Annotated in this window: 12 protein-coding genes; 6 read left to right on the forward strand and 6 right to left on the reverse strand. The window is 59.1% G+C overall.

Annotated features, from left to right (window positions below; translation table 11 throughout):
- Nucleotides 1-30: 30 nt before the first annotated feature.
- The 5 genes from QD356_RS16315 to QD356_RS16335 form a co-directional block, all read right to left on the reverse strand.
- Complete coding sequence (locus tag QD356_RS16315; RefSeq protein WP_225996671.1) at nt 31-582, reverse strand: Fic family protein; 552 nt, start codon at nt 580-582, stop codon at nt 31-33.
- Between the two features lie 478 nt (nt 583-1,060).
- Nucleotides 1,061-2,884, reverse strand: coding sequence for a DUF262 domain-containing protein (locus tag QD356_RS16320; protein ID WP_192839413.1), 1,824 nt, complete (start codon nt 2,882-2,884; stop codon nt 1,061-1,063).
- A gap of 36 nt (nt 2,885-2,920) precedes the next feature.
- The gene (locus tag QD356_RS16325; protein WP_192839414.1) at nt 2,921-4,228 is read right to left on the reverse strand and encodes a restriction endonuclease subunit S; all 1,308 of its coding nucleotides are present in this window, start codon (nt 4,226-4,228) and stop codon (nt 2,921-2,923) included.
- Nucleotides 4,221-6,629 (reverse strand): N-6 DNA methylase, encoded by a 2,409-nt coding sequence (locus QD356_RS16330; RefSeq protein ID WP_192839415.1) that lies wholly within the window; start codon nt 6,627-6,629, stop codon nt 4,221-4,223. Before QD356_RS16330 ends, QD356_RS16325 begins: the two co-directional genes overlap by 8 nt.
- Before the next feature lie 703 nt (nt 6,630-7,332).
- Nucleotides 7,333-7,578, reverse strand: coding sequence for a hypothetical protein (locus QD356_RS16335; protein ID WP_192839416.1), 246 nt, complete (start codon nt 7,576-7,578; stop codon nt 7,333-7,335).
- A 940-nt stretch (nt 7,579-8,518) separates the two neighbouring features.
- Here QD356_RS16335 and QD356_RS16340 point away from each other — a divergent pair.
- Nucleotides 8,519-9,130, forward strand: a complete 612-nt coding sequence (locus QD356_RS16340) for a LysE family translocator (RefSeq protein WP_192839430.1) — start codon at nt 8,519-8,521, stop codon at nt 9,128-9,130.
- 155 nt (nt 9,131-9,285) lie between these two features.
- On the opposite strand, the gene QD356_RS16345 is transcribed toward QD356_RS16340, so the two are convergent.
- A complete protein-coding gene (locus tag QD356_RS16345; protein ID WP_192839417.1) occupies nt 9,286-9,837 on the reverse strand; it encodes a copper chaperone PCu(A)C in 552 nt (183 codons plus the stop codon).
- Nucleotides 9,838-10,160: 323 nt separating this feature from the next.
- Here QD356_RS16345 and QD356_RS16350 point away from each other — a divergent pair, with 323 nt between their 5' ends.
- From QD356_RS16350 to QD356_RS16370, 5 genes are all read left to right on the forward strand, one after another.
- The gene (locus QD356_RS16350) at nt 10,161-10,673 is read left to right on the forward strand and encodes an NUDIX domain-containing protein (RefSeq protein WP_279878352.1); all 513 of its coding nucleotides are present in this window, start codon (nt 10,161-10,163) and stop codon (nt 10,671-10,673) included.
- 118 nt (nt 10,674-10,791) lie between these two features.
- Nucleotides 10,792-11,721 (forward strand): MoxR family ATPase, encoded by a 930-nt coding sequence (locus QD356_RS16355; RefSeq protein ID WP_054556876.1) that lies wholly within the window; start codon nt 10,792-10,794, stop codon nt 11,719-11,721.
- A 44-nt stretch (nt 11,722-11,765) separates the two neighbouring features.
- Entirely contained in the window at nt 11,766-12,737 is a 972-nt protein-coding gene (locus tag QD356_RS16360) for a DUF58 domain-containing protein (protein WP_192839418.1), read from the forward strand.
- The gene (locus QD356_RS16365) at nt 12,734-14,890 is read left to right on the forward strand and encodes a DUF3488 and transglutaminase-like domain-containing protein (RefSeq protein WP_192839419.1); all 2,157 of its coding nucleotides are present in this window, start codon (nt 12,734-12,736) and stop codon (nt 14,888-14,890) included. The genes QD356_RS16360 and QD356_RS16365 overlap by 4 nt, the downstream gene beginning before the upstream one ends.
- A 216-nt stretch (nt 14,891-15,106) precedes the next feature.
- A partial coding sequence (locus QD356_RS16370) for a retention module-containing protein (protein ID WP_279878357.1) occupies nt 15,107-16,059 on the forward strand: 953 nt, incomplete at its 3' end.

The raw sequence follows: 16,059 nt of genomic DNA on the forward strand, positions 1-16,059 counted from the left end.
AGATGAAGCTGCGTTCTGGCAAGTCCCGCTTCAAGTCTCTACCGCTTGCCTGACTCGCTCAACCATTGGTTCATAGTCACAAACGACACCGGCATGGATGGCCTGGATGTAGGCCTCCTTGTTCTGATTCCAGTCATCGTAATTCAACAGTCCCAGTCCCGCTTGATAGGCCATGGCATCTGACAATAGTCGAGCGATACGGCCATTCCCCTCTCTGAATGGATGTATCAATATCAGCTCGATATGAATTTGAGCGATGGCGTGTATCGCCTCCTCTCGATTCATTTCGTTGCAGGGTGTCAGTTGACCTAGCCATTTGTGATCTAGTTCACTCAGTAGTTTGGGTAACTGTCTCGCTGCGGCGAAGGGAAAGCCGTCTTTTTCCAGATTGACCTGACGCTCTTCGCCCGCCCAGTCATAGATATTCCCAAGCCAGCGACGATGCCAGTGTTTTAGTAGCGTAGTGTCGAGTGGCTGGTCCTCTGGCAAAGACGCAAACACGACTTCGTATAGTTTCAGTAGCTGTTCAGTCTCGGCTTCATCAAGACTCTCTTGGTCAGTAAGGTCGAGCTTGTTACTCATGACCTTGCCACCTGAACCGGGCTCGGCACTGCCTTGTGATCCTGTAGCACGATACCTACTCATATAATTTCCTCCCCCAGGTCCAGTCTTTTGTGCCTGCCTCCAACCTGAGGCCGAAAGAGCTCAGGAAAGGCTTCCTGGCCCTTCCAGCCTTTCCAGGTGTGTCCTGTCATGACTCCGCGCCCAAGACGATGGGGTGCCTTGGGCCTGATATCAGCCTTTTCAGCGTCACGGCGATCAGGCGGCCCGAGAACAGGTTCATCTTGCGTTGTCCGACCAGATCATGGAGCTAGTGCCCGTACCCTTCCTTGATAGCTTCTACACTGGGTGTGACGGCTTCTTTCGTGATCAACCAATCAAGTGCTACCAGCATACGTGCCAGCACACCTACTGGTGCTACTGAGACCTCTCGTGTTGTTCGCTTGTCGATCAGCCCCTTTTGTGGGTTCAGGCTACGCGAGAGGTCAATGGCCATGATTCAGTCGTCACCTCCCTCGTCGCTACCCTCATCACTGCCCGCCAGCGCTTTCTTGCCCATTGCCTTCTCGATGATCTCGAGCAGGTTCTGCTTGCGCTCTTGGTAGAAGGCGTCAAAGTCATCCGAGCGCAAAGCTTGTGTCGGGATACGGTGGCCTTCAAGGATGGCGTCCATCGCTTCATCACCGAGCTGGACCTGCTTGTGGTCCTGCAGGCGAGCCAGATACTCCGACGGGGCTCTGCCACCGATCATGCGATTGGTATGCGCAGAGATAGGCGTCTTGTTGATGATGGCATCGTATATCTTGGCCGGGATGCCCTGTGTCTCACACCAGGCACGCGGGAAGATGTGGTGGATATCCAGCGCTACGTCTTGTTCATCCAGTTGTTGGATATCACTCTTCCAGAAGAAGTCCCTGGCGCCGGCACGCAGCACCAGCACATTGATGCCCTTGTAGGCAGCACTGAGTCTGCTACGAAGGGTCTCAAGGCGCGAGGGGTCAAAGGAGGCATCGACCACGGTGCGCGGAATGGCGTCGTCGTTGTCGAACCATTCCATCAGTTCTTCCAGATCCAGGGCGATACGGGTCTCGACGGCGCCGCCATAGAGCTCGCCCAGCACACCGCTCCAGAACCAGCGAGAGAGCTTGCTTTTTATCCGAGGCTCGTGCCAGCGATCCCCCAGCAGCGTCATGACGGCCGCCAGCGGTACCAGTTGGGTGGCATAGGGCAGTTCTCGGCGGCGATAGAAGCATTCCCCCTTGAGGAAGTAGGCTGCTCTGACAAACCCTTGCTCTACGCCATCTGCCCATTGCTGGTAGGCCCCAAGGGGCAGGTCCAGCACGGAGGTGCGTTTGGCGCTGACCGGGCGCACCTGCTTGCCCATCTTGCCGGCAGCGATATCCTCCCGCTTGCGAGTGAGCGTGTGTAGCAGAGTAATGGCCAGCAGGAGGTCAGTGCTCTCCACGCCCGCCAGCAACTCGTGCTCCTTGAAGCGAGCCTTGCGTGAGGGCACTCTTCGAATATCGGAGCCATACCAATCATCGCGTAGATTGTAGCCCTCGGCGGCATAGCTGGCGGTGATCAATTCGAATACCGAGAGCTGGACGCCGCCGGTGTTGACCTTCTCGAATACCAGGCAGACTGCTTCCTTGGAGGTCTCTTTCTTCAGTTCGATAACTGGAAGCTGATAAGCGGAGAAAGCGCCAAGTATCTTCTTCTGAAATTGCAGGAATTCGCCCATTGCCTGTTGGTTGTAACGGAAGAGATCTTGCAACCAATCGGATGGATCGAGGATCTTGTCGCAGGGGAAAAACAGCTGCTCACATTCCAGCTGACGAGTAGACACATCCAGGTCCACGTCGCGACCGAAATTCTTGGTAGTCCGGCGCTTCTCATCTACCGCAAATACGGCCTCATCCAGACGCTCATCGCCCTCCAGTGCCTTACGGATATCGAAGTAATAGTGGCGGCGGATCTTCTTGCCCTTGGCGGTACGGGTATCGACTGGAGCATCCAAACCCACTGCCTGAGTCAGGCTGGTAAGACGCTGCTGGCCGTCGAGAATCAGATGATCTGGGTCTTTGGTGACCTTTTTCGGATCGATACCTTCCACTGGGCGCGTCTGGAAGCGCACCTCGCCCCCCGTCTCCATCATCATTACTGCTCCGACTGGGAAGGAGCGGGCAATGCTGACCAGCAGGCTCTTTACGTGATCGTCGTCCCACACCCAGCCGCGCTGGAAGTCGGGCAGTTGGATCTTGCCGGTGGTGATGTCCTTGAGAAGATCGGTTAGTGAAGTGCTATCGCTGCGAAATGTGGTCATGACCTTTCCCTGTCGTGATGTTTTTGGAGACCCGACCTATGCCGAGGTGGCTTCTTTTTGTTGTTCGAGTAGGGGCGTGGCGCGTACGCGTCCAGTTAGGAGATCGTCCATTAAGCTAGTTTTGAAAAGCTTTTGTTTACTTAGTAAGTTAATGTTAATGCTGATTTTTTTAGCTATATGGTCAATTTTAGAATTAATTCTTTTTTGCTCCTTTATGTCAGGGTTTATGCAGATTAAACGATTAACCATTTCTATGTTTAAAACAGGCTGTGCACTCCCAACAGTAAAGCCAGTGACCTGTTTAATTATTAGAGATGATGAAAAAAGCAGCCTGATAAAATCAGGTAGAGCTTTTTGAGGTCTAATTATAATCATATTTGCACAGTTGGCCTTTTCAAATTCGGAGACAATGGCTGCATTACCTGTATAACCAACCCGGCTGACTACAATGTCACCATAATGCAGTGAGGATTTGAGATTTGCTTTATGGAATTCTGGGGTAACCCATTTAATATTTGAGGAATCGAGGCCGTGTTCAGTAATATTTCCAGTGCGGAAAAATTTAATTCCATTATCTTCTGTGGTGTAGAAGCGACTAGTCGTGCCAACGAAACCTACTGTGATCTTAGCTTCTTCTCCAAGTTCACCAACATTCCACTCCCTCGGAACCAACCCTAGAGGCGACTCCTGGTACAGCTCCGGCGCCTGCTCAGGGCTGGGGCGAAGCTGACCATTATCGTCGATGCCGCGAGTCAGCAGGTCGTGAAGCAGGCCTTCCTTGACCTTCTCCAGCTTGGCGATCAGTGCCTCGGTCTTCTCGATCTGGGTGTCGAGAGTATCGAGGATGCGGGCGATGAGGCTTTGCTCTTTTTTGGAGCAAGGTATATGGAGGATTGCGTCAAGATAATCTTGGAATTTAAGATTGATGATACCTGTCGTTTGCTGCTGGTATTGTAGAAGATCCGGTTGGCGATAGAACCTAAGAAGCGCCCAGTGTACAAATCGTGCACTTGTCGATTTGGCCGGGCGAAGTGTTTTGAAAAAGTTAGAAGTTAGAGAAGGGGTAGGGTATTCTTCGCCATAAAAGAACGCGACTCTCCCTACCGGCTTTTCAGTGCTGCCACCGGAAGCCTCCAGTAAAATATCGCCTTTTTTCAAGCTTTTTTCTTGCAAAGTGGCAAATGGAATCTGTCTGAGAGCACCGTTGCCAGTGACACGTCCATCTGAGTCAATGTCTGTTGCCCGTAGTATGCGAGCATTACCAGGAGAGGGGGGCGCGCCCCAATCACCGGCATAGCTGGTCTCCAATAAATCTCTGATGCGTGTATGAGTCCACTCAGACATATCCGAGTTCCTCCAGGTACTGCTGTAATTCCTTGGCCGCGGCGTCGCGCTCGGCCTCGATATCGGCAAGGGGCACGCGGTATTTGTCCCACCAGGTCTCGAAGGCAGCGATTACCTGCTGGCGCTGCTGACGGACATAGCGCTCGAGGATGCTCTTGAGGTCGCTGTGCAGGATGGCATTCACTAGCTCGGTGGCGGGGGCCTCGTCCAGAGCATCCACGGCGGCGTTGAGGTGCTGATCGAAGCTATTCAACTTGGTCTTGTACTGCCTCTTCACTTGGGTGCGTTCGCTCTTCCAGGCCTTGATTTCGGCCGGAGTAGGGGTATCGTCGGCTTCCGCCTCATAGCCATCATCACCATCCGGCTTGGCCTCAGCGGCTTTGATACGGGCATCCAGCTCCGCCGCGTTGGCGGCGAGTACTTCCAGTTCGCTCACATAGTCCGCCAGCAGGAAGTGCACCAGGCGGTGATCCAGCGGGTTGGTCTTGCTTTGGTCGTCTTCCAGCAAGCTCACGATGCTGGTGCGCCAGGCGTCCACGACACCGATACAGCCACGAGCTTGCAGGGTGCGGAACTCGTTCTTGTTGTCGAACCAGAAGCCGGCAATGATGCCGCGTACCGCAAAGCGGTCGAGCATAGCTGTGGGCTCGAGTGCTTCCGAGAAGCTGCTAAGCAGCTCATCACGCAGCTGCGTCAAGCGCCCGCCATTGGCGGATAGCCCGGTGATGTTTGTACCGTGCTCGGTCCACCAGTCTTCGAATGCTGCCATGGCGCCAGCTTGCTTGGCATTCAGGCCTTCATCCTGCTCGATGGCAGGCTTGATATCGCGTCTCTCGGCCAACTGTTCGGCGAAGTCCACATAATCAGTGTCGCTTTCGCGGACCTGGAAGAGTGCCATCGGGTCCAGGCCCTGGGCATCGCACAAGGTACGCTTGGCCTCGATCTCCTTGACCGGCACGCCACCCTTGAGATGCGCACGCACATCCTGGGGTTCCGGCGGCGGGGTATTGTCAGCGTAGCGGCGGATATTGAGGTTGTAGTCGTTGTCGCGCAGCTCCTCGATGGCCACTGCACGTGCAAAGCCGGGGACCTCGGAGAAGGATTCAAAGGTACTGGCGATCTTCTCGATATGTTCCGGCAGCAGGTGGTTCTGTGCCCGGCCTTCGTGGAGTTCACGGTCGGCATTGATGAACAGCACCTTGCCCTTGCGTTCCTCAGGCTTGGCGCCCTTGGCACGCAGGATCAGGATGCTGGCGGGAATACCGGTGCCGTAGAACAGGTTGGGCGCGAGACCGATGACAGCCTCGACGAGATCATCCTCCAGCATCCCGGCGCGAATGCGCTTTTCGTCACCGCCACGGAACAGCACGCCGTGGGGCATGACGGTGGCCAGCATACCGTCGGATTTGAGGCAGGCGACCATATGTTGCAGGAACATCAGGTCAGCCTTCTTGGCACCTTCCGGCACGCTGCCGTAGTGGAAGCGCTCAGGGAAGTGCTGAGCCGGAGTGAAGCCGATGGAAAAGGGCGGGTTGGTCAGGATGCGGTCGAAGCGCACCAGCTCGCCGCCTTCGATATGCTGTGGATCGGTCAGGGTGTCATCGTTGCGCAGGTCCGCACTGCTGACACCGTGCAGCAGCATATTCATCTTGGCGATGGCCCATACCGAGCCGGATGCCTCTTGGCCGAACAGGTTGAGTCGGCGTGGGTCACCGCCTTGTTCCTCAAGGTACTCCTTGGAGTGGATCAACATACCGCCGGAGCCCATACAGGGGTCGTAGACACTGTGACCTTCCTGAGGATTCATCAGGCGCACCATCATCCGTACCACGGTTCGCGGGGTGTAGAATTCGCCACCTTTCTTGCCGGCGGAATCGGCGAAGTCGCGGATCAGGTATTCGTAGGCGGCACCGAGCAGGTCGGGGAACTCGAAGTCCTCGTTACGCAGTCGATATTCGCTGAAGTGGGTGATCAGCTGACGTAATTTTTTATCTGGCAGGGTGGTAGAGCCCACCTTGCGCGTGAAGTCGATATGCTCGAGTACTCCGGCGAGGCTGGGGTTCTTATCTTCCAAACCGGCTAGCGCCTTGTTCAGCGCATTGCCGACTCCCTGGTGGGCTTCCTTGAGCAGGTAAGCCCAGCGTGCCTGCTCGGGGACGTAGAAGGTCGCCTTGTACCAGCTTTCCATATCGATGAGGTGAGCGATGTCGATCTCGCTCTTGCCGGCTTGCTTGAGCTGCTGACGGACTTCCTCTTGGCGTTGCTCGAAGACATCCGAGCAACGCTTCAAGAACAGCATCCCGAAGATGTATTCCTTGAATTCCGAGGCATCCATTTTGCCACGCAGGATATCGGCCGCCTTGAACAGGTGCCGTTCCAGTTGGTTTAGGGTGAGTATCATCTACCGTGCTTCCCTGTCTGATGAGACGGCGGTATTGCACCGCCGTTTTCGGTTGGGGCTATCTCACCAAATTTGCGCCGGGAAAGCCATGAGAGGGTGGCCTACCTGCCAATTTGCTGTCAGTTGAAATGCGAGGTGCGTCGCATTGAAGACGCATAGGCTAGGCCTGAGGTGCAAGAGGCTCGATGGTTCAAGAAGTACATAGGAAACACAGGAAACGATTATCGCAACATCGTTTCGTCAGGCAGAACTTGGGGTTGGTGCTGAAGGCCTGAAGTGCCTCGTGAGGCGTCGCATCCGGTGGTGTACAAGCGCATTCTAGGTATTGGGTCTGGTATTGGGTTTTGTGAAAATATGTAGGTAAGTGAATGATTTCTTAGATAGAGCAGCGGATTCAAAATCCGCCGCTTAATAGGCGTGTCGGTTCGAGTCCGACCACCGGCACCAGAATTGAAAAAGTCGCTTTCGAGCGGCTTTTTGCGTTTCTGGCTCCCGCCGATTCATCTCCCTTGTGGTCCTTCGCTCGCGCCCAGTCCCTGCCCCGAATACCAGTCCTTGCTTATCTCTTCACGCTTCGTCTGTCATGGCGCTGGCGATGGCAGCTGCTTGTCTGTGTTCTGTACGTGACGGCAGGGGTCCAGACACAGGAAAGCCCCGAACGAATGTCGGGGCTTTCCTGTGTCTCGTGCATCCAGACGGCGGCTCACGCCTGTTGTGGAACGCTCTTTACGCGTCGATAGAGGCTGTTGCTGGCGAGGGAGGGGGCGAGGAGTGCGATGCGGGTGTTCTGGATCGCGAGTTCCTGGCGCAGGGTAAACCACATGCCGACGTATTCATGGCAATCCTGGCAGTGCACCAGGTGGTCGGCCGATGGGGTGTGGTACTGATACTCCATCTTCAGGCCGGAGCATGCCGGACAACACAGTGCGGCTTGAGCTTTCCCTTCCATGTCTCCTCTCCTTCTCAGCAATTGACTGAATCTGGTGAGGTGCAGCGTAGTGGTCTCTTTCCTTGAGTTCGCAAACCTGCCAGCTATCAAGGCCCATGAATCAATCGCTCAGACTCATGGATCTTGCTGGCCGGGGAGTGAAGCTTCCCATGCTTGCGCGTCATCCTCTGACAGGGCCTGTCCCTGGCTGCACTTCCTGTGCACTTGGCCCGTCACTACGCTGAACCTGCCGCTCTTCCTGAGCAGCGATCGGCCGTTACTGACCCGCAAGAATCTTGTACACCTTTCAGAAACTGACTGAATTCGGTGTCATTCAGCGTGGTGCTCTCTTTCCCTGAGCTCGCAGGCTTGCCAGTCATGAAGATTCGTAAACCTACCCGCTCAGACTTACGAATCTTCCTGGCTAAGGAGCGAAGTCCCCAAGCCTGCGCGTCATCCTTTGACAGGGCCTGTCCCTGGCTGCACTTCCTGTGCACTTGGCCTGTCACTACGCTGAACCTGCCGCTCTTCCTGAGCAGCGGTAGAGACGTTACTGGTTATCATAAACTTGTACAACGCCTGATTTGTTGCACAAGTTTTCAAATGTGTAAAATTCTGTACTTTATTATGTTCTCATATAAATCCATGCACGACGGCCGCCTTCGAGGGCGGACTGTCCAGTTCGTGTGACACCCATCCTGAGGGGCATATCCAGGTCGTCCATATGGCCTGCTGCCGCATCAGCATGGCGCTTGATACACTCGACTGCGTCTGCCTGAAGACTTGGTGGGAGTCGTATGTGCCCGATGCTCTCATCTCTTGAGCAACGCAGGATGGGGAGGGCGGGCTCCACCGCGAGCGCCGAGCTACTGTCAGGTGATCCCCCCAGGTGTATGTCCGAGGCCGGCGCAGCGTCGCTTTCACCAATTGACTGGAACATGGAATTACCTTCATGCATTGGATGCCGCTGAATCTGTGGTTGTCACTGGTTGCGCTATGCGCGATGGGGGCGATGTCGCCCGGACCGAGTCTGGCGATGGTGCTGCGCCATACCCTGGGCGGCGGCAGGAGTGCGGGGGTCGCCGCCGGTATCAGTCATGCGCTGGGAGTCGGGTTGTATGCCGCGCTGACTGCCTGGGGGCTCGGCGCCTTGATCGTTCATTATCCGGGCGTCTTCCAGGCGATCATGCTGCTGGGCGCAGTCTATCTGGCCTGGTTGGGGTTCAAGGCGCTGCGGGCAGGCCGCGGTGGAGCGCTGGAGGCGCAGGCCGTCACGACGTCTCGCTCCATGGCGATGCGCGATGGCTTCATGGTGGCGCTGGCCAACCCCAAGTTGATCCTGTTCTTCGTGGCGCTGCTCAGTCAGTTGATCACGCCGGAGATGAGCGAGATGGGCAAGTGGCTGGTCGTCGTGACGGCCATGGGCATCGACGGGCTCTGGTATGTGCTGGTGGCACTGGTGCTGTCGCACTCGCGGGTGCTGCCCTGGTTGCAGGCGCGCGCGATGTGGATCAACCGTCTGACGGGCGTGGTGTTGCTGGGGCTGGCGTTGCGGGTGGTCTGGGGGCTTTGAGACAGCCTGTCAGCCCGGTGAGGATCTGGTGATTCGATATCTGGTCGAAAACGGCCCTGGCACCTTGTGTCAGGGCCGTTTTGCATGCGCGTTTCGCGGGTTGAGGCGTTTGTCGATAGAGGTGTTTGTCGATAGAGGCGTATGCACCGATGGCGTTACTCACTGAGCGACATCATCTTGGCGTAGTCCTTGATCGAGACCTCAAGGCTCGTGTCAGGTCTCGCCAGAAAATGCAGCGTCAGCGGCAGCTTGTCGCCTGCAGTGAGTGGCTGCGTCAGCCCGATCAGCATCAGATGGGGGCCGCCGCCGGGAGCCATCGTCAGCGGCGCGTCAGAGGAAATCGTCAGTTGCTCGATTCTGTGCATCTGCATGCGCTCTTGCGTGACTTGCATGCTGTGCAATTCGACCGTGGCGGCCATCGGCGTGCTGGCGCCTGTCAGTATGGCATCGCCCTTTGCGATCGAGAGTGTCAGGTAGGCGGCCCCGGTCGTGGCACCCGGTGGCGTCGGTAGCGCAAAGGCCTGCTCGACATGGGGAGCGGCGGACAGGGGCTCCTGCGCAGTGGCGTGAATGGTGGCAAGGGAGAGCAGGGCTAGCGTCGCCAGCCATCTGCTGGCGGTGGTGGCAATGGTGCGAAGGGCGGTCAGGCCGGCCGATATCTGTCCGGCGCGTCGCGGCGCGCCATGTCCCTGGCGAGGTTGCCTCATGCTGTGCGCATCTCCTGTCTGGGCGTGTAAAGAGAATGACCATGGGAGCGGTCCATGATGCCAGTTTGGTGTTTTCTGACGTCGATGGCCTCTAGTGTAGAGGCTAGTGCAGAGGCTATTGCAGAGAGTTCTGTTTTAGGTGGTTTGCACGAATGCGAGCGTCACCTGTTGCCCGGGTGTGAAGGCAGGTGTCCGGGCCGCAGTTGAAGGCAGCTTCGTCGCATTCTGCTACCGTGGGACGCATTGGTCGATGCCATCCGGCGGTGTTGGTCGTCGCGGATGGCTATCGAAGTGATTCAAGGACAGGCAAGGAACAGGGAACGGTGATCCAGGACGAAATCATTCAGCTGGTCGATGCGCAGAATCGCCCTTGTGGCACGGCTCCACGTCGCTTGATGCGACGCTACCGCTATTGGCACCGTGCCACCTATGCCTTCGTGCTCAATGCCCGCGGTGAGCTGTGCATCCAGAAGCGTACCCTGAGCAAGGAGGTGTTCCCCGGCTATTTCGATCTCGCCAGTGGGGGGGTTGTCGGGGCCGGTGAGGCCGTGCAGGTGGCTGCCCGTCGCGAGCTGGAGGAAGAGATTGGCGTGCGCGGTGCGCCGCTCAAGCATTGTTTCGATTTCTGCTACACCGACGCGACCAACCATGTCTTCGGCAGTGCATATCTGGTGCATTACGATGGCCCGCTGGCGCTGCAGGCTGAAGAAGTGGCAGATGCCTTCTGGGTCACGCCTGCCGATGCGCTTGCGTTGCATCCTTCAACGCCTGATAGCCGTATGGCCCTTGAGCGCCTGATTCGTGAAGGCTTTCTGAGTGAGAGCCTGAGCCGATGATCTTCGCTTTTCCTTGTCGAGCCTGCGTAGCAACGCCGCTGGCCCTGCGTCATCTGGCGTGTGCTGCCCATCGTGATGGCCGCATCTCCTCCTCCCCACTTTGTTCTGGAGTCTTTGCATGAATGCCAAGGTATCGCCACAGCAGCTGGAAGAGGTGGAAGCCGCATTGTCGACCGTGCTGGCGGGCAAGCCGCGCCAGATCCGTCTGGCGCTCTGTTGTCTGCTGTGCCGTGGTCATGTCCTGATCGAGGACTTGCCGGGGCTGGGCAAGACGACGCTCGCCCAGGGGCTGGCGCGTCTGATCGGAGCGGACATGCAGCGGGTGCAGTTCACCAGCGATCTATTGCCGGCTGACATTCTCGGCGTGTCGGTATTCGACCCGCGTGAGGGCAACTTCCGCTTTCACCCCGGCCCGGTGTTCCACTCGCTGGTGCTGGCGGACGAGATCAACCGTGCCACGCCCAAGACGCAAAGCGCGTTGCTGGAGGCGATGGAAGAGCGTCAGGTCACGGTGGAGGGCGAGACCCGTCGCCTGCCAGAACCGTTCTTCGTGATCGCGACCCAGAATCCGCTTCAGCAATCCGGCACCTTCCCGCTGCCGGAATCCCAGCTGGACCGCTTCCTGATGCGGCTGTCATTGGGCTACCCGGAACCCGCAGCCGAGCGCGAGATTCTCAAGGGCAATGCCGGGCGTCAGCATATCGAGGCGCTGCGACCCTTGTTGCCTGTCTCGGTGCTCAAGGAGTGGCAGGCCGCCGTGGACCGTGTGCGCCTGTCTGATCCGCTGCTGGATTATCTGCAGGCGCTGGTGGCGGCGACGCGCAGCTCACCGGAAGTGGCCTATGGTCTCTCGACGCGCGGGGTGCTGGCGTTGGCCAGTGCTGCGCGTGGCTGGGCACTGCTGGCAGGACGTGACTATGTGCTGCCGGAGGATGTGCAAGCGGTCTGGGCGCCCGTCGTGGGGCACCGCCTCAGCGAAGGCAGTGTTGCCGAAGGTGAAGCCGTGGCGCGCCATCTGCTCGGGCAGGTGGCGGTGGTGCCTGCATGACCCCGGTGGCGAAGCCCGGCGCATGGACGCGCGTGAAAGCCCGCATGCTGCGCAAGATGTCGATTGGCGGAGGCGAGGCGCTTCATCACGCGCGCTTGATGATCTTGCCGACGCCCTTCGGGCTGTTCTGGGCGGTGCTGGTGATCCTGCTGCTGCTGTTGGGGATCAATTACGAGAACTCGCTGGCGCATGGCCTGTCCTTCTGGCTGTTCGCCGTGGCAGTGGTCAGCATCTTTCGCAGCTGGCGCAATCTGGCGGGCGTGCGAGTGCAGCTGATCGCCGATGGCGAGGCGTTTGCGGGCAATACGTTGCGCGTCATGGTGCGCCTCACCGGTCGGGCTCGCTCGCATGCCATCGATGTGCGACTGGGAGAGGCGCGTCAGCGACTCGAGATCCATGACGGCGAAGGCAGTGCGCCGCTGGAGCTGGCGGCCTTTCAGCGTGGCCAGTTCTCATTGCCGACGCTGACGCTGGAGTCGCGCTGGCCACTGGGACTGGTACGCCTGTGGGCCTGGGTCGCGATCGATACGCCGGTCCTCGTCTATCCACGGCCAGAGCTTCCCTCCACCCCGCAGGGCAGTCGGCGCACGCTCGAGCAGATAGAGCAGGGCGATTTCGCCGGGCTGCGCCGCTATGTGCCGGGCGACGCGCCAGCGCATATCGCCTGGAAGCACTGGGGGCGTAGCGGAGAGTTGGTCACCAAGCGCTTCGAGACACCTGCGCGTCCCTCGCTGTGGCTGGATTACGAGGCCTGTCGTGGCGATATGGAGCAGCGGCTCTCGGAGCTCACGGCACGCGTGCTGGCGGCGGAAGGCGCCCAGGCGACCTATGGTCTGCGACTGCCGGGCCAGACATTGGCCATCGCCAGTGGCGGGGCGCATCGTCGTCGAGTGCTTGAGGCGTTGACGCTGTTCGGCGGCGAGCAGAGGTTGCCGTGGTCCGCCCAGCTGGCGGCCAGTGAGGCCGCCGAGCGAGCCGGCGCGAGTCGTCCCTTGAGTCAGGAGGGCAGCGCATGAGCCTGTCGACAGCCAACGCTTCCCCGGGACGTGCCTCCCTGGGTCGCTCCACAAGGGACGAGCTCTCCCGTGGCGCATCTTCTCCCTCCTCCAGCGCCAGACGACGCTGGTGGCAGCGCAAACCGCTGACGCCTGACCAGGCATTGGGATGGCTTGAGCTGCGCCACCTGTTCATCGGCCAGTGTCTGGTGCTGGCGCTGCATGTGCTGTGGATGCCGGTATGGCTTGCCCTGCCGGCCTTGCTGGCGGCGTTGTGGCGCTTTCAGCAACTCCGGGCGCGAGTTCCGCGCGCTGGCATCCTGTTGCGACTGGCGGCGGTGGCAATGGTCGCGGCGGGCCTGTTTCTCGAATACGGCCAGATGCTGCGCCTGGAGGCGATGATCGGCCTGCTGGTCGGCATCTATCTGCTCAAGCTGCTGGAGACGGACAGCCTGCGCGATGGTCGCGTGGTCTGCGGGCTGGGTTTCGTGGTGCTGGCGGCGGCCTTCCTGCATGACCAGGGGCCCTTGATGGCGGCGGCTTCCGTCATGGCTGCGGCGTGGCTGGTCGGTGGGCTGGTGTTGATCGCCGGCGCACGCGAGCGTCGCGAGGCCATGCGGGAGACGGCCTGGCTGATGGGGCTGTCCCTGCCGCTGATGCTGGGCTTGTTCGTGCTCTTTCCCCGCTTGCCGCCGCTGTGGAACGTGCCGCAGCTCAACGAGGCCACCACGGGGCTTACCGACAGTGTCTCTCCCGGCGATATCGCCGCCCTGGGTCGCAGTGATGCCCTGGCGTTTCGGGCACGTTTCGACAACGGACTGCCTGCGGCCTCCCAGCGCTACTGGCGTGTGTATACCCTGAGTCTGTTTGATGGCGTGCGCTGGTCGCGCGCCACGCCGGAGCGTCTTCAGGAGGCACTGGGCGGGCCGGCCGAGCGCTACGTTCAGCGCGGAACGCGCATGGAGGGGGAAGTCGCCCGTCACCGCTATGAGCTGCTGCTGGAGCCGGACCCGCGCCCCTGGCGGCCGAGTCTCGGCGCGCCACTGACGACCAGCCGTGAGGCCCGCTACCTGATTGACGGCACCCTTGAGGGGCTGGCGTCACTCAATACCCGCGAGCTGTTGGAGATGTCTTCCTCCGGCGCGCCACCGACAACGGCTCCGCAATGGATGCAGCGCCTTGATCAGCTGTTGCCCGATGATGGCAACCCGCGTGCCCGTGAGTTCGCTCGCGATCTGATGCGGGAGTCGGGGGGAGATCCTCAGGTCTTCCTGCAGCGCCTTTTCCAGTATTTCAATCGCCAGCCTTTCCACTACACCCTGACGCCACCGCGCCTCGAGGGGCTCAGCCGTGTCGATGATTTCCTGTTCGACAGCTTGCGGGGCTATTGCACCCATTACGCCTCTACCAGCGTTTTTCTTGCGCGCGCTGCCGGACTGCCGGCGCGTATGGTCGCGGGTTATCTGGGTGGCGAGGCACAAGGCGATGGCATCGGTGGGCCGCAGGAATTGAGTATCCGTCAGTATGACGCTCACGCCTGGGTCGAGGTGTTCTATGCCGGCCGCTGGCATCGATTTGATCCCACCGCGGCGGTGGCTCCCGAGCGAATCTCGCAGGGGGCGCTGAGCCTGCAGGGGCAGCCGGGCTTCATGGCCGATGCTGGCTTGCGCGCCTTCACGCTGAATAATTCATTGCTCAGTGATCTGAGACGGCAGTGGGAGCGTTTCGAATACCGCTGGCAACGCAGCGTGGTGGGGTTCCGTCTCGACGAGCAGCGAAATCTCTGGAAGCGACTGTTTGGTGACTTCCGCTGGGAGTGGCTTGTCTGGGGTGTGCTCGGGTTGCTGGCCAGTGTGGTGCTGGCAGGCGTGGCACTGGTGTTGTGGTCTGGCCGTGAGGTGTCAGCGCACGCAGGTGTGCGAGCCTACCGCAGATTGGTGAAGCGGCTGGAGCGTACGGGCCATGGCCCGTACGTTGGCGAGGCTCCCGGCAGTCACTTGCGCCGTATTGCCCAACAGCAGCCGCAGAATGTAAGAGTATTGTTACATTTGGCAGATTTGATTGAACAATGGCTATACAACGATGCTACGGTATTAGCGGGCTCTCATGATCAATCACGACCCTTGCGTAATATCCGGCGCCAGTGGTCTGTGCAGTCTCGCAAGATTCGTTAAACCGAAATGACGAAGTTTGTGAGTGTGAGTTATTGATTAATAGAGGTTTTTAGAAATTAGACATTTCATCCTCATGGCGCGACGACACTACTGAAAATTGCTAGGTTGCAGTAAGTGATGTTGTGTATCAAAATGTAACTATCCGTTCTTGTCGATCATGCCATTGCCCCCTTCGCAGCATGATGCAGCACCTTTCCCCAGCAGGAGTATGTCCCCATGGTCCAAGTCATCCGCACAGAAGGCACAGTACTTGTTGTTTCCTCCACCAACGAGGCGCAGCGTGTCGTCAATGGAATGACGCTTGAACCGACAGCCACTCTGGTCGCACCGCAGGGCGCGATCGTGGTGCTGGAAGACGGCACCCAGCTTGTGGTGCCGCAGGGGGCGCCGATCGGCGTTGAAGTGTTGCTGGCCGAGTCGCGTGGGGAAGCGCCTGTTGACCCGGCAGTGGAAGCGTTGCGCGAAGCGATCGCTCGTGGCGAAGACCCGACCGCGATTCAGGAAGCTCCCGCAGCCGGTGAGAATGGCGGTGCGCCGGGCAGCAGTCGTAGTGGTTTCCTGGATGCCTCTGGGGTGGGGCGCGAAGGGCGTGTCGAACGGACCTCCTATGAATATGAGGGCGGCTTTACCGACCCGGAATTCAATGATGAGGACGAAGATGGCCTGGGGCTGGATCTTGATCCGACACTGCCGACAGAGATCGTGCTGTCCTTGTCGGTCGATGCCCCGGCACTGACCTCCGACACCACGCCGACCATCGTTGGCACCACCGATGCCGAAGACGGCAGCACCATCACGCTGGTCATCACCGACAGCGATGGCAACGAGCAGACCGTCACTGCAACGGTGGAAAATGCCACCTATAGCGTCGATGCCGAAACACCGCTGAGCGAAGGCGAGTACAGCGTCGAGGCTTCGGTCACCGACCCAGCCGGCAACACCGCGACCAGCAATGATGTAGGCGAGGTCGACGCAAGCGCGCCGGCGCTGACCGTCGATGCCCCGGCACTGACCTCCGACACCACGCCGACCATCGTCGGTACCACCGATGCCGAAGACGGCAGCACTGTCACGCTGGTCATCACTGACAGTGATGGCAACGAGCAGACCGTCACCACCACCGTCGAGAACGGTACCTACAGCGTCGACGCCGAGACCCCGCTGAGCGA

The organism is Cobetia sp. 2AS, assembly GCF_029846355.1.
In the GTDB taxonomy this organism is placed as follows: Bacteria; Pseudomonadota; Gammaproteobacteria; order Pseudomonadales; family Halomonadaceae; genus Cobetia; species Cobetia amphilecti.

What these genes read in the sequence shown, in the direction of transcription:
- QD356_RS16325 (WP_192839414.1), bottom strand. Translation starts at nt 4,228, where the DNA reads ATGTCTGAGTGGACTCATACACGCATCAGAGATTTATTGGAGACCAGC.
- QD356_RS16360 (WP_192839418.1), top strand. Translation starts at nt 11,766, where the DNA reads ATGCTGCGCAAGATGTCGATTGGCGGAGGCGAGGCGCTTCATCACGCG.
- QD356_RS16355 (WP_054556876.1), top strand. Translation starts at nt 10,792, where the DNA reads ATGAATGCCAAGGTATCGCCACAGCAGCTGGAAGAGGTGGAAGCCGCA.
- QD356_RS16335 (WP_192839416.1), bottom strand. Translation starts at nt 7,578, where the DNA reads ATGGAAGGGAAAGCTCAAGCCGCACTGTGTTGTCCGGCATGCTCCGGC.
- QD356_RS16340 (WP_192839430.1), top strand. Translation starts at nt 8,519, where the DNA reads ATGCCGCTGAATCTGTGGTTGTCACTGGTTGCGCTATGCGCGATGGGG.
- QD356_RS16320 (WP_192839413.1), bottom strand. Translation starts at nt 2,884, where the DNA reads ATGACCACATTTCGCAGCGATAGCACTTCACTAACCGATCTTCTCAAG.
- QD356_RS16345 (WP_192839417.1), bottom strand. Translation starts at nt 9,837, where the DNA reads ATGAGGCAACCTCGCCAGGGACATGGCGCGCCGCGACGCGCCGGACAG.
- QD356_RS16365 (WP_192839419.1), top strand. Translation starts at nt 12,734, where the DNA reads ATGAGCCTGTCGACAGCCAACGCTTCCCCGGGACGTGCCTCCCTGGGT.
- QD356_RS16330 (WP_192839415.1), bottom strand. Translation starts at nt 6,629, where the DNA reads ATGATACTCACCCTAAACCAACTGGAACGGCACCTGTTCAAGGCGGCC.
- QD356_RS16315 (WP_225996671.1), bottom strand. Translation starts at nt 582, where the DNA reads ATGAGTAACAAGCTCGACCTTACTGACCAAGAGAGTCTTGATGAAGCC.